Origin of the sequence: Nocardia sp. NBC_00403, assembly GCF_036046055.1 — a bacterium.
Classification (GTDB): Bacteria; Actinomycetota; Actinomycetes; order Mycobacteriales; family Mycobacteriaceae; genus Nocardia.
Map to the genome: position 1 here is coordinate 4,461,321 of NZ_CP107939.1, position 11,856 is coordinate 4,473,176.

Annotated in this window: 12 protein-coding genes; 6 read left to right on the forward strand and 6 right to left on the reverse strand. The window is 66.1% G+C overall.

The window, feature by feature from the left end:
* Positions 1-3: 3 nt before the first annotated feature.
* Positions 4-435, reverse strand: coding sequence for a type II toxin-antitoxin system Rv0910 family toxin (locus OHQ90_RS19780; RefSeq protein ID WP_328399550.1), 432 nt, complete (start codon positions 433-435; stop codon positions 4-6).
* 447 nt (positions 436-882) lie between these two features.
* Between OHQ90_RS19780 and OHQ90_RS19785 the strand changes: the two genes are divergently transcribed.
* The 5 genes from OHQ90_RS19785 to OHQ90_RS19805 all read left to right on the forward strand — a co-directional run bounded on the left by OHQ90_RS19785 (position 883) and on the right by OHQ90_RS19805 (position 4,762).
* The gene (locus OHQ90_RS19785; RefSeq protein ID WP_328399552.1) at positions 883-2,340 is read left to right on the forward strand and encodes an ATP-binding protein; all 1,458 of its coding nucleotides are present in this window, start codon (positions 883-885) and stop codon (positions 2,338-2,340) included.
* Complete coding sequence (locus tag OHQ90_RS19790; RefSeq protein ID WP_328399555.1) at positions 2,340-2,774, forward strand: roadblock/LC7 domain-containing protein; 435 nt, start codon at positions 2,340-2,342, stop codon at positions 2,772-2,774. Before OHQ90_RS19785 ends, OHQ90_RS19790 begins: the two co-directional genes overlap by 1 nt.
* Before the next feature lie 34 nt (positions 2,775-2,808).
* On the forward strand, positions 2,809-3,159 hold the full coding sequence (locus tag OHQ90_RS19795; protein WP_328399557.1) for a DUF742 domain-containing protein: 351 nt from the start codon (positions 2,809-2,811) through the stop codon (positions 3,157-3,159).
* A complete protein-coding gene (locus OHQ90_RS19800; RefSeq protein ID WP_328399559.1) occupies positions 3,134-3,739 on the forward strand; it encodes a GTP-binding protein in 606 nt (201 codons plus the stop codon). Before OHQ90_RS19795 ends, OHQ90_RS19800 begins: the two co-directional genes overlap by 26 nt.
* 159 nt (positions 3,740-3,898) lie before the next feature.
* Complete coding sequence (locus tag OHQ90_RS19805) at positions 3,899-4,762, forward strand: LLM class F420-dependent oxidoreductase (protein WP_328399561.1); 864 nt, start codon at positions 3,899-3,901, stop codon at positions 4,760-4,762.
* A gap of 44 nt (positions 4,763-4,806) precedes the next feature.
* Here OHQ90_RS19805 and OHQ90_RS19810 read toward each other — a convergent pair whose 3' ends face one another.
* The 3 genes from OHQ90_RS19810 to OHQ90_RS19820 form a co-directional block, all read right to left on the reverse strand.
* A complete protein-coding gene (locus OHQ90_RS19810) occupies positions 4,807-6,237 on the reverse strand; it encodes an amidase (RefSeq protein WP_328399563.1) in 1,431 nt (476 codons plus the stop codon).
* Between the two features lie 160 nt (positions 6,238-6,397).
* Positions 6,398-6,613, reverse strand: coding sequence for a hypothetical protein (locus tag OHQ90_RS19815; RefSeq protein WP_328399565.1), 216 nt, complete (start codon positions 6,611-6,613; stop codon positions 6,398-6,400).
* Between the two features lie 66 nt (positions 6,614-6,679).
* Entirely contained in the window at positions 6,680-7,396 is a 717-nt protein-coding gene (locus OHQ90_RS19820) for a DUF4386 domain-containing protein (RefSeq protein WP_328399567.1), read from the reverse strand.
* A 95-nt stretch (positions 7,397-7,491) separates the two neighbouring features.
* Between OHQ90_RS19820 and OHQ90_RS19825 the strand changes: the two genes are divergently transcribed.
* The gene (locus OHQ90_RS19825; RefSeq protein WP_328399569.1) at positions 7,492-8,187 is read left to right on the forward strand and encodes a TetR/AcrR family transcriptional regulator; all 696 of its coding nucleotides are present in this window, start codon (positions 7,492-7,494) and stop codon (positions 8,185-8,187) included.
* A 60-nt stretch (positions 8,188-8,247) separates the two neighbouring features.
* Here the strand turns inward: OHQ90_RS19825 and OHQ90_RS19830 are convergent, their stop codons facing one another.
* Together OHQ90_RS19830 and OHQ90_RS19835 are read right to left on the reverse strand one after the other, a co-directional pair.
* Positions 8,248-9,375 (reverse strand): BTAD domain-containing putative transcriptional regulator, encoded by a 1,128-nt coding sequence (locus OHQ90_RS19830; protein WP_328412953.1) that lies wholly within the window; start codon positions 9,373-9,375, stop codon positions 8,248-8,250.
* Between the two features lie 203 nt (positions 9,376-9,578).
* Positions 9,579-11,420: an alkyl/aryl-sulfatase gene (locus tag OHQ90_RS19835; RefSeq protein ID WP_328412955.1), complete on the reverse strand. Its 1,842-nt coding sequence runs from the start codon at positions 11,418-11,420 to the stop codon at positions 9,579-9,581.
* Between the last annotated feature and the right edge of the window lie 436 nt (positions 11,421-11,856).

Genomic DNA, 11,856 nt, shown 5'->3' on the forward strand with positions numbered 1-11,856 from the left:
CGCCTACGCGTACAGCGCGACGAAGCGTTCGAGGGAGCGTTCGATGTCACCCTTGAGCGCGCGGGCGACGCCGGAGCCGATGGGGCCGAACAGGGGCGGCCCGCCGAGATCGATGGAGACGGTGACCGCGGAACCCGCGCCCTTAGCGGCCACGAGCATTTCGAGGCCGAACTTGGTGCCGCCCTTGCCGGCTCCGGTCAGCGCCAGCCGGCGCGGGGGCTCGGCGGCCTGCACTGTCCAGGTCACCCGGTTGCGCAACCCTTTCGCCGAGGCGACACCGACGAGCTTCGTGCCCACCGTGAGCTCGCTGGGAACCTCGCTGCGCCACGCTTCGTGCATGGTGAGCCACTTGTCCAGCTCGGTGAGGTTGGAGGTGTGCGACCACGCCTGTTCCGGGGAGATCGGCACGTCGACGGAGACCTTCAGCTTTGCCATTCGGGCATGGTATCCGGTACCCGCGGTTCTGTAGCAACCTGCTCGACCGGGGTTGTCGAGGGCGTGCCGCGACCGTGTGGCGAAGAGGGAAAGGGCCTGGCGACAGCCCGATCCGACACTGCATCGTGTGAGATGCACTCCGCTGCACCGAAGCTCGTTCCCACACATGAACTCGTATCAGGAGAGACTTCCTGGCAATGCTGCTAATGTGACCGAGTCGTCGGGGTAAATGCTTGTGCGCCTCCGCTTGCCGTACCAGGCGCTGGCCTCCGACGCGGACCTGATCCGACCAGGGTTGCTCATGGTCGGCGTCGCGAGGAAGGCGAGACGAAGCGCTGTGGCAGAAGCCTGTGGCACCCAATGGAACCGCACAGAAGTCTCGACACAGACCGTGACGTGGCCCGGCTTGTCCGGTGAGCCTAGAGCCCGAAAACGACGAGAGAACTGATGAATCAAGATATCGCCGTGGTGCTTTCATGGATCCTCGCCCCCGCGCTGGTGCTTGCCGTGGCGGCGGCGTTGTACTTGGCGCAATCCGCCAGGCAGCAGCGGACTCGCGCCGCCGCGCTGGCCCGGGAACATGAGGCACTGACACAGCAGAACCGAGTGCTCGAAGAAGCAGTCGAGCACCTTGCCGTCACCACACTGCCCTCGGTGTCCGACGCGGTCCGCCGCGGTGAGGTCGCCACGCCCTCGATCGAAGTGCCTGCGGGCATGGAGAATTCGCGGTTCGCGCAGCTGCTGCGGTGGATTGCCGAGCGCTACGCCGACGAGCTGAGACTCCTGCAGATCGAGACAAGGGAGTCCGTCAACCGCGAGGCCGAGGAGCAGGCGAAGACGGCGGTCAAGACCGCGCAGGAGTCGGCGCGAGCCGAAGTCGAGTCGTCCTCGCGGGCGGCGACCAGCGCGGCGGTGCGATCCTTCGGCACCTCGGTGGTCAGCCTCGGCGCGGACGTCAGCCAGGTGGTCAGCGCCGCGCTGCGCGAACACCGTGACGACGAGGTCTACGCGACCCTCACCCGCATCGACCACACCGTTCAGCAGATGCTGCGCCAGGCGCAGTCGTATGTGATCGTGTGTGGTGGCCTGCCGGGGCGCCGCTGGCCCGCGCAGGCGCTCACCGACGTCGTCGGCGGCGCGACCGGTCGTGTGCGCGACTACCTGCGTGTGCGACCCACCCAGCTCGATCGCATCGTCATCAGCCGCGCGGTGGAACCGCTCGTGCACACGCTCGCCACGTTGCTGGACAACGCGCTGCGTTATTCGCCGCCGACGTCGTACGTCGACGTCAGCTTCCAGGAAGGTCATCACGGCGTCACCGTCATCGTCGATGATGCGGGCGTGCGGATGAACCCCGAGCAAATGGAAGAAGCGCGGCAGGTGCTCGCCCATGAGCGCCCGGTCGACATCCACCAGCTCGGCCCGTCGCCGAAGGTTGGTTTCCCCGGCATCGCGGCGTTGGCCCGCCGTTACGGATTCACCGTCTACATCGATGGCCCCAACGTGTACGGCGGTATGCGCGCGATGGTGTACATCCCCGAAGCGCTGCTGGTCGCACCACAACCCGGCAATGGCGGTGTTGCCGCCGTCGCTCCTGCTGCTGCTCCAGCGGAGCCATTACCGGTACCGGTCGCGGTCGGCGCGCACGAACGGTCGGACGAGGAGCAGGCGTTTTCTGTGCATGACATCACCAGTGGCGGCCTACCCAAGCGGCGTCGCCGAACCACGGCACCGGCTGCGGCTCCCGCAGGCGCGGCGCGCTCCGACACCGAACCCGGACTTGCTCGCCCCGATGTCGCGGCAGCCTGGCAAAGCGGTTCCAAGACTGGCCGCGCTGCCGCAACCGACAGCCTGCCGATCGCCAACAACACCCCATCCGACCACACCGAAGGGATGACATCCTGATGGGCACACCGATTACAGCGGGGGCCGACAGCGCCAACAAACTGGGCTGGCTACTCGAGGATCTGAATGCCCCGGGTGTCCGATTCGCCGTACTGCTGTCCGATGACGGCCTGCGGATCGCACACTCCGGTGGAGTGTCCAAAGACGATGCGGAACGTTTCGCGGCCGCGGCATCGGGTCTGCGATCGCTCGGCAAGGCGCTCGGCGAGTTCTGCGGCGGCATCGACAACGGCGTGCGGCAGAACATGACCGAGTACGACCAGGGGATGATCCTCATCACCGCGGCCGGTGAGGGCGCGCTACTCGGCGTTGCCACCAACACCGACGCCGATGTCGGCTTAGTCGTGCACCGCATGAACGAGCTTGCCGGGCGGGTCGGGCGCGAGCTCGGCAGCCAGCCACGTGGGAGGGCTGATAGCGGCGGCTTGCCGTGAGTGTCACGCAGTCGAGCGCTGATATGGCGCAGTCATGAGTGGGTCGCGGCGGGATCCCGATCTGGTCCGTGCGTATGTGCGGACCGGGGGACGAACACGGCCGAGTCGTGAATTGGACTTGGTGACTTTGGTGTTGGTTGCCAAGGACCCGACACCGGGCGTCAGTCCTGACGCCCGGCAAGTGCTGAACCTGTGTAGCCGTCGCAGCGCGCTTTCGGTGGCCGAGATCGCGGCCTATCTCGATCTGCCGCCGTCTGTAGTGAAGATCGTCGTGGCCGATCTGCTCGACAGCGAATACCTCGTCATGCCCCGACCGGCCGCTGTCGTGCCGGAAATCTCTTTGCTCGAGGAGGTACTCAATGGACTCCGTGCTCTCCCGGCCTGAGGGCGATGTCGACTATGTTCCCGACACCGTAACCAGGTCGGTAAAGCTACTGGTCGCAGGGAATTTCGGTGTCGGCAAAACCACCTTCGTGAACAGCCTCTCCGAGATCAAGCCGCTGCGCACCGAAGAGACGATCACCGAGGCAAGTGTCGGCGTCGACGATATGGCGGGGCTGCCGGGAAAAACGCAGACCACCGTCGCCATGGACTTCGGCCGCATCACGCTGAATCCCGAACTCGCGCTGTATCTTTTCGGGACACCGGGCCAGAAACGCTTCGTCCCACTGTGGGAAGAGCTGGCGCGCGGTGCGCTCGGTGCGCTGGTGCTGGTCGACACCCGGCGCATCGAGAAGGCCGACGAGGTGCTTTCGGTGCTCGAGGAACGCGGTGTGCCGTATTCGGTAGCGGTCAACCAGTTCGAGGGCGCTAAACGCTACCCCCTCGAGGAGATCCGGGACGCGCTCGATCTCGCGACAGGCACCCCGTTGACGTCACTCGACGCGCGTAACCGGAGCACGTGTCTGCGGTCCATGATCACGCTCGTCGAATTCCTGTTCCAGCGTCAGCAGTCACGTAGGTAAACACGCCCGTGTTCGGATCCTGTCCGGTACCGCACGGTTCGCCAGAGTTCGCGCACGCCTGAATTGCGGCCCCTCTGACTTCTTGGTCAGAGGGGCTTCGTCATGTGACAAGGTCTTCAAGGACCGAACTGTTGACGCGTCTGCACACAGAGGAGACGAATGGAACTCGGACTGCATTACTGGAACTATTCGCATCCGGCGGAGCCGAGGCTGATCGCCAACACGCTCGCCGAGACCGCGCGGATTGCCGAGCAGGGCGGCTTCTCGCAATTCACGGTGATGGACCACTACCTTCAGATGGAGCATCGGGCGACCGCGGACGAGCCGATGCTCGAGGGGTACACGACCCTGGGGTATGTCGCAGCGGTCACCGAGCGCATGCGGTTGGGGCTCTTGGTGACCGGCGTGATGTACCGCTACCCCGGATTGCTGGCAAAGATCGTGACCACGCTGGACGTATTGTCGGGTGGTCGCGCACAGCTGGGAATCGGTGCGTCCTGGTACGAGCGCGAACAGCTCGCGCTCGGAGTGCCGGTGGTCCCGATGGCCGAGCGGTTCGAACGGCTCGAGGAGACGCTGCAGATCTGTCTGCAGATGTGGAGCGACAACAACGGGCCGTTCGACGGCGAGCACTATCAACTCGCCGAAACCCTCTGTGTCCCTGCGCCGTTGAGTAGCCCGAGGCCGCCGATCCTCATCGGTGGCGGCGGCGAGCGGAAGACCCTGCTGCTGGTGGCGCGCTACGCGGATGCCTGCAACCTTTTCGCCTCCGACCTCGAGGAGGTAACACGCAAGCTCGATATCCTGCGGGCGCATTGCGAGGCGGAGGGGCGCGACTACGAGAGTATTCGCAAGACCGCGGTGTACGTCGAGCCGGTTCTCGACAGCCCCGACGCCTTCCTGGAAGCGGCCGAGCAGTTCGCGGCGTTGGGCATCGAGCAACTCGACATCATGCCCGATCGGAACCCGATCGAATTCACCGAGCAGGTTGCCGGACTGGTGCCAAGGGTTGCTTCGATCTGATCTAGTGATCCGGTGGAACGAAGCTCGTGTTCGACCGCCCGGCGTCACGGCACAATCGGTTCGACGTCGGGTCGTCGGTCGGCCCACGGGCGGGCTTGTTCGAGTTGAGTGGCTACGCGCAGGATGCCGAGTTCGTCGTAGGGGCGGGCAATGATTTGGGCGCTGAGCGGTAGTCCGGTGCTCGACCAGCCTGCGGGGATGGAGGCGGCCGGGTTGCCGCAGACGTTCCAGATGGCGGTGTAGCTGGTCATCGGGACGCTGCGTTGTAGCGCGCGCAGGACGCCGGCGCCGTCGAGCCTGCCGATGGGCGCGGGAAGGTGCGGCATGGTCAGGGTCAGCAACAGGTCGTAGGTGTCGAAGATCTGATTGATGGTCGCGGCGAGCTGTTCACCGCGGTGTTCGGCCCAGCGCAGGACCGGTTGCGGTGCGAGGACGCGGGCGATGGCCGAGACCGTGCGGGTGCGTCGTTCGAGCAGGTCCGGGCGATCGACCCGGACGGCCTCCTCACGGACCCCACCGAGGAACTGGGGGAAGAAAGCCGATGCCACATCGGGGTAATGCGGGTTGAACTCCTCGACGTGATGGCCGAGCTCGGCCAGCGCCTCCGCGGTCGAGCGCACTGCCGCAACGCATTCCGGGTCAGGCCGGATACCCGGCACGGCGGAGCGCAGCGTCACCGCGATTCGCAGCGGGGTCGCCGGCTCGATCGAGGCGAAGCTGAGGTCGGGAGCCTGCCAGCGGTCGGCCGCGCCGCTGCCGCTGATGATGTCGTAGAGCAGTGCGCTGTCGGCGACCGTTCTGGTGAGAACTCCCAGGGTGCCCAGCGCCCGCCACAGGTCGCGGTGCGGCGCCGTACTGACCCGTCCCCGCTGCGGCTTCAGCCCGAACAGGCCGCAATACGCCGCAGGTATCCGGATCGAGCCGCCGCCGTCGCCGCCGGTGGCGGCCGCGACAATGCCCGCGGCGACGGCGGCCGCGGAGCCGCCGCTGGAGCCACCCGGCGTGCGCGTCGGATCCCACGGGTTGCGGGTGTAGCCGTGCGCCGCCGACTCGGTGAACGGCCAGGTGCCGAACTCCGTCAACGCGGTCTTGCCGACGATGATTGCACCGGCGGCCCGCAGCCGGCGCACGATCTCGGAGTCGGCCGCGGCGGGTGTCGTCATGGCTGCGCCGCCGAAAGTCGTGGGGACGCCTGCGACATCGACTTCGTCCTTGATCGCCATCGGCACGCCGTGCAGCGGCCCGAGCTGATCACCGCGCGCCTGCTGTGCGTCGAGGGCCTCGGCCTGTGCCAGCGACTGATCGCCGAGAACCCTGGTGAACGCATTGAGCCGCGGCTCGAGCCGCTCGATCCTGGCGAGGGTCTGTCGCGTCAGCTCGACCGCCGACACCCGACCCGAGCGGATCGCCTCGGCCTGCTCGGCGACCCCGGTGAAGGCGAGTCCTTCGGTGCGGGCGCTCGTATCCTCGCTCATCACGTTCCTCTCGGTCCCGGACACCGAGCGCGACGGAGGTCGCACCGGTGCGACTGGCTGGACGAATGCTCAGGTGCCTGAGTACACGCCGACTCGCCGAAGGTGTCAACCAGGGCGGCAGTACGGCGGCAGTATGTCCCCGGTCCGGCCGTTGAGCAGCTCAACCCTCGCTGCTGTGGCGATCGCCGATGAAACGAAGCACGGCCGCGTCGGCGGTGGTGAGGCGATCGACCTCCGTGCCGCCGGTGCAATCGTAAAGGCCGACCGTCACCCTGCCGGATCGTCGGCCGATCACCCGCCACACCGCGCCGGACTCCTGCCAGCGGCGCAGGATCGCCACCACATCCGGCGTGCTGTCACCTGTTCGGTCGGGCATGGGTGCTGTTCCTTCGAAGAGCTCTCTCGGCATCAGGCTACGGCGCACCGTGTCGGCCGGTACGGCTCAGGCGGCCGATGGTGCCGTCTGCGGTTGCGCTGACGAGGAATCGTGCGACGGCTCGAATCCCTTGACGATCAGATACCCGGCGAGTCCGACTTCCCATGCGAACACCGGGAGCGCCGCGGCCGTGCCCCAGGCGGAGATCTGTTCGTAGCGGCCGAACATGACGGCTGTCGCCGATGCGCAGATGAGCGCGCCGCCGGCGAGACCGAGCATGGCAAGCAAGCGCGGCACGAGCCGGGATCGGTACACGAGAGTGGCGAGCAGCAGGCTGTTGACTCCCAGGATGACGTTGGGGCCGAGCAGGAAAGTCCAATCATGGATGGCGACAAGGGTTTTGCCGACGGTCGCCAGTGCGGTGTCGCCGTGGCGGCCGGTTCCCGTGAGGTCCTGTCGCAAGGTCACCACAGACAGCACACTGATGATGCCGACGGTGATGACAGCGGCTTCCAGCAGACGGCCGCACACGTAGCCGAGGGCCACGCTGTGGTTGTGCCGTGCCAGGACGGGATACAGCGTGACCGCGGTGCCGATGACGGCGACAACAAGGATGAGCTCGGCGAGCCCGCCCATCAGCACGCGATCGTCGGCGCCCGCACCGACGATGTAGTCCGTGTCGTGCAGGACCGGTTGGTACAGCGCAAGTCCCGCCATGGCGGTGACCTCTGTGATCAGGAATAACACGCCTGCGGTCACTGCCGCCGTCCTCGTCGAGCTCATCTGCACTCCTCCATCGCGACCAAGGTGTACGACGTACACCGGGATGTTCGAGAATGCTAGGTGTACGATGTACACCTCGTCAAGAGGAGGATCGGTTGGCCGACAAGACGCAAGCGCGCCGCACCCCATTGAGCAGAGACCGGGTGCTGCGCGCCGCGGTCACGCTCGCCGACGACGCCGGCATCGACTCCCTCAGCATGCGCACGCTCGCGCAAGAACTCGGCGTGGTGCCGATGGCGCTGTACAAACACGTCAGCAACAAGGAGGAACTGCTCGGCGGCATGGTCGACGTCATCGTCGGGGAGATCGGTTCGCCGGAACCGGCAGTCGATTGGAAGTCCGCGGTCCGGCAGCGAATTCTCGCGGCACGGCGCGCGTTGCTACGGCACTCGTGGGCGTCGCGCGTGATCGAGTCGCGTGCGACGCCCACGCCGACGGTGATGGCGTACATGGATTCGATGATCGGGACGTTCCTGGCGGGTGGTCTTTCGGTCGACCTCACCCACCACGTGATGCACGCGCTGGGAAGCCGCATATTCGGTTTCAGCCAGGAACTGTTCGACGCTCCCCAGGACCTCGATCCGCAGCGGCCCGCGCTCGGTGAAATGACGACCCGCTACCCCCACATCATGCAGATCGCGAGCGCGAATCACGACCGGCATTCCGTCGTAGGCTCCGGTTGCGACGACCAGTTCGAGTTCGAATTCGCGCTCGATCTGCTGCTGGACGGATTCGAGCGACTGTGGCGGCTGGGCTGGAGTTCCACCGGCCATCGAGCGGATCACCTGTGACGAATCCCGGATGGACGCGGCCGATCAAGTTCTCGAGAAACACCAATGGTTCGGCTGCACTTACGGCGCTGGCGGGTCGAGGGGGACCAGCATGAAGAGCAGGTCGGTGTCGCCGATACGGACGATGGAGCCGTCGGCGAGCGGGGCGCTGTCCATCACTTGGACTCCGTCGACATAGACACCGTTGGAGGACATCTGGTCCCTGATGACGTGCGCCGGGCCGTTGCTGACGATCACCGCATGGTGGCGACTGACCTTCGCGCTCTCGAGCACGATGTCGTTGTGCCGCAACCGTCCGATCCGGGTGAACGGGCCGTTGACCTGGTATCGACGCCCGCTCGGATCGCGAAGAAACGCCTGGTGTTCGTGCGAGTCCTGATCGATGATCGTGGTCGCGCGGAAGACGGCGGCGGCCGCGACCGGGCGGGCGTCGAGCGGCTCCTGCCGCACTATGCGCGCCTCCAACTCACGAAGGGTCCGGCCAGGATCGATGCCGAGTTCCTCGGCCAGTCGCACCCGTATTCGCCGCACCGCCTCGAGGGCGTCCGACTGCCTGCCGCTCAGATATAGTGCCGTAATCAGCTTCTCCCACAACGGTTCTCGCAACGGGTAGGAGTCCACGAGTAGCGTCAGCCCGGAGACGACCGTATCCACATCGCCCTGAGCGATATCGGCCTCGGCGCGCGCCTCGATGACGCCGATCCGCTCGTCGTCGAGGGCGGCGGCATAGGTGTCGGCGAATCCGAGCCCACGCAGGTCCGCAAGGACGGGCCCACGCCATTGCCCGAGTGCGTCGGTCAGGAATTCGCTTGCCGCAGCGAAACTCCCGGCGACCAGCGCCCGTCGCCCCGACTCGCGCAGCGCATGAAATCGGTACACGTCAACGGCATCCTCGCTTACCGTGACCCGATAGCCCGCCCCGACATGCGCGAGCAACGGCCGTGCATCGAGGCCGGCATCTCGTATCGGCTTCCGCAGATTCGACACGATGGCATGCAGGCTCACCTGCACATCCGGCGGTGGATTGCCCTCCCACACCGCCTCGGCCAGCGCCTCCACCGACACATGCCGGTTGGCGTTGAGCACCAGATACGCCAATACCGCCCGCTGTTTCGGCCCGCCCAAATTCTGGGCCACGCCATCGATCCGCAGCTCCACCGGGCCGAGCACGCCGAATTGCGCCCGCATTTCGTCCACCGCCGAATACCTCCTGACCTGTCGCCGACGCAGGCGGCGGCCGGCTCATGGCGACCCGGCGCGGCGCTGTCGCCGACGCTCTCAGTCTTCCTTGATCCGAAGGTATTTCGCATGTTGTCGATCGAAATGGAGCGTTCGCGCATCGGTAGGCGCGCCGTCGTCTGGACCGCAACGGCTCGGGCTGCCGCACGGATCTACGGGGCGACGATCGCGAAGTTCGGGTTGGGCTTGTCGAACAATCCCGACAACTGCTTCAGCGCGGCGATATTGCCCTCGACGGTGATGTCGCCCTTCATCACTGCCTCTTGCATGCTCGCGCCCGCGAGCATGGTCTTGGCGAACGCGCCCCTGGTCAGAGTGACGGTCGCGTCCGGTGCGGGCAGATTGTCCCCGGCGGTGCGGGGGTAGTGGATGAGGACACCGTTGCGCAATTCGGTTCGTTGCACGCGGTTGTCGGCGTCGCGGAAGCGCCAGTCGGCGACGAGGGCGATGTCCCAGGCCTTCGGCCCGTCGAGGAACAGGGAGATCGCGTCGAAGGCCTGGTCCACAGTGAGCGCCGACAGCATCCCTTGCGCATTGGCCTTGGTCGGGGTGCCGAAGGGGCCGTTGCGCAGCTCGTAGGCGCCGCTGAGGTAGAAGTTGCGCCAGGTGCCGTTCTCGGCGCCGTACGCGAGTTGCTCGAAGGCGCTGGCCTGCAGGTGCTTTGCCTTGGTGTTGTCGGGCTCGGCGAAGATCACGTAGTTCACCATCTGGGTGACCCAACGGTAATCGCCTGCGTCGTAAGCCTTTTGCGCCTTCTTCAACACCGCGTTCGCGCCACCCATTGCCTCGACATGCCGTTTTGCCGATTCGACCGGCGGATGTTCCCACAGGTGTGCGGGATTGCCGTCGAACCAGCCCATGTACCGCTGATAGATCGCCTTGACGTTGTGACTCACCGAGCCGTAATAGCCATGGGTCGACCAGTTCGCGGCAATCGCGGGCGGCAGCTGGATCATCTCCGCGATCTCGCTGCCGACGTAACCCTGGTTGAGCAGTCGCAGCGTCTGATCGTTGAGATAGCCGTAGAGATCCCGTTGCAGCGACAGGAATTCCACGATCTTGTCGGTGCCCCACATCGGCCAGTGATGCGAGGAGAAGACCACGTCCGAGTTGCGCGCGTATAGGTTGATCGACTCGGTCAGATACCTCGACCAGACGTGCGGGTCACGAACCAGCGCGCCGCGCAGTGTGAGGATGTTGTGCATGGTGTGCGTGGCGTTTTCGGCCATGCAGAGGATGCGGCGGTCGGGGAAGTAGAAGTTCATCTCCGAGGGCGCCTCGGTGCCCGGTGTCAACTGGAACACCATGCGCACCCCGTCGATGGTCTCTTCCTGACCGGTGTGGGTGACGTCGACGGTCGGGTCGATGAGAGTGGTGGTTCCGATCGAGGTTGTCTGGCCGAGACCCGTTCCGACCTGCCCCTTGGGTCCGCGCGGCAGGGCGGCGCCATACATGTAGGCGGCCCGCCGCGCCATCGCGGTGCCCGCGTAGATGTTCTCCGCCACCGCGTGTTCGAGAAAGCCCGACGGCGCGAGCACCGGGCAGCGTCCCGCGGCGACGTCTTCCTTGGTGGTGACGCCCATGGCGCCGCCGAAGTGGTCGACGTGTGCGTGCGAATAGATCAGGCCGGTGACCGGGCGATTTCCGCGATGGGCGCGATAGAGGGCGAGACCGGCCGCCGCGGTCTCGGTGGAGATCAGCGGGTCGATGACGACCACCCCGGTATCGCCTTCGATCAGCGTCATATTGGACAGATCGAGGCCGCGGACCTGATAGAAGCCGGGTGCGATCTCGTAGAGCCCTTGCTTGACGGTCAGTTGGGACTGTCGCCACAGGCTCGGATTCACCGACAGTGGACAGGGATCACGCAGGAAGCTGTAGGAATCGTTGTCCCACACCATTTTTCCGGCGGCGTCCTTGACGACACCGGGCTCGAGCGCGGCGACGAAGCCGCGATCGGCATCGGCGAAGTCGGCGGTGTCGGAGAACGGCATGGTGGCCGAGACCTGCCGGTTCGCGTCGGCGATGTGTCCGGACGGGTCGGTGGGCGACGAGGACGGGTGCACCTCGTCCGAGTCGCCGCACGCGGTCAGCCCGGCGCCGACTCCCGCCGCGGCGAGTGCCGCCGCGCCGACGCCGAACACTCCACGTCGGGATACGCGCGCTCCTGGCTTGCCGCCCGCGTTCCCGCGATCATCGTCGACCATTGCCGATCTCCTGTCTCGATCCGATCGGCTGCGAGCAACCGCATGCGAGATTGCTGCCTAGTAGCCCACCTTAGGCGCTATTGCACTTGAACTGCAATATAGTGGAAGGTGTCGAGTACGGAGTAGTCGGGGCGACGGTAGGGGTGGTGCACAAGGCCCGCCGCCCCTGGTGTCCACTGCGCCACCGAAGCGGCGCCGCAGGTGTCTACCCGGGTCGGCGGGC

Excerpts from the sequence above, each read along its gene's own strand:
- OHQ90_RS19800 (WP_328399559.1), top strand. The coding sequence starts at position 3,134 with ATGGACTCCGTGCTCTCCCGGCCTGAGGGCGATGTCGACTATGTTCCC.
- OHQ90_RS19815 (WP_328399565.1), bottom strand. The coding sequence starts at position 6,613 with ATGCCCGACCGAACAGGTGACAGCACGCCGGATGTGGTGGCGATCCTG.
- OHQ90_RS19810 (WP_328399563.1), bottom strand. The coding sequence starts at position 6,237 with ATGAGCGAGGATACGAGCGCCCGCACCGAAGGACTCGCCTTCACCGGG.
- OHQ90_RS19795 (WP_328399557.1), top strand. The coding sequence starts at position 2,809 with ATGAGTGGGTCGCGGCGGGATCCCGATCTGGTCCGTGCGTATGTGCGG.
- OHQ90_RS19830 (WP_328412953.1), bottom strand. The coding sequence starts at position 9,375 with ATGCGGGCGCAATTCGGCGTGCTCGGCCCGGTGGAGCTGCGGATCGAT.
- OHQ90_RS19785 (WP_328399552.1), top strand. The coding sequence starts at position 883 with ATGAATCAAGATATCGCCGTGGTGCTTTCATGGATCCTCGCCCCCGCG.
- OHQ90_RS19835 (WP_328412955.1), bottom strand. The coding sequence starts at position 11,420 with ATGCCGTTCTCCGACACCGCCGACTTCGCCGATGCCGATCGCGGCTTC.
- OHQ90_RS19780 (WP_328399550.1), bottom strand. The coding sequence starts at position 435 with ATGGCAAAGCTGAAGGTCTCCGTCGACGTGCCGATCTCCCCGGAACAG.
- OHQ90_RS19790 (WP_328399555.1), top strand. The coding sequence starts at position 2,340 with ATGGGCACACCGATTACAGCGGGGGCCGACAGCGCCAACAAACTGGGC.
- OHQ90_RS19805 (WP_328399561.1), top strand. The coding sequence starts at position 3,899 with ATGGAACTCGGACTGCATTACTGGAACTATTCGCATCCGGCGGAGCCG.
- OHQ90_RS19820 (WP_328399567.1), bottom strand. The coding sequence starts at position 7,396 with ATGAGCTCGACGAGGACGGCGGCAGTGACCGCAGGCGTGTTATTCCTG.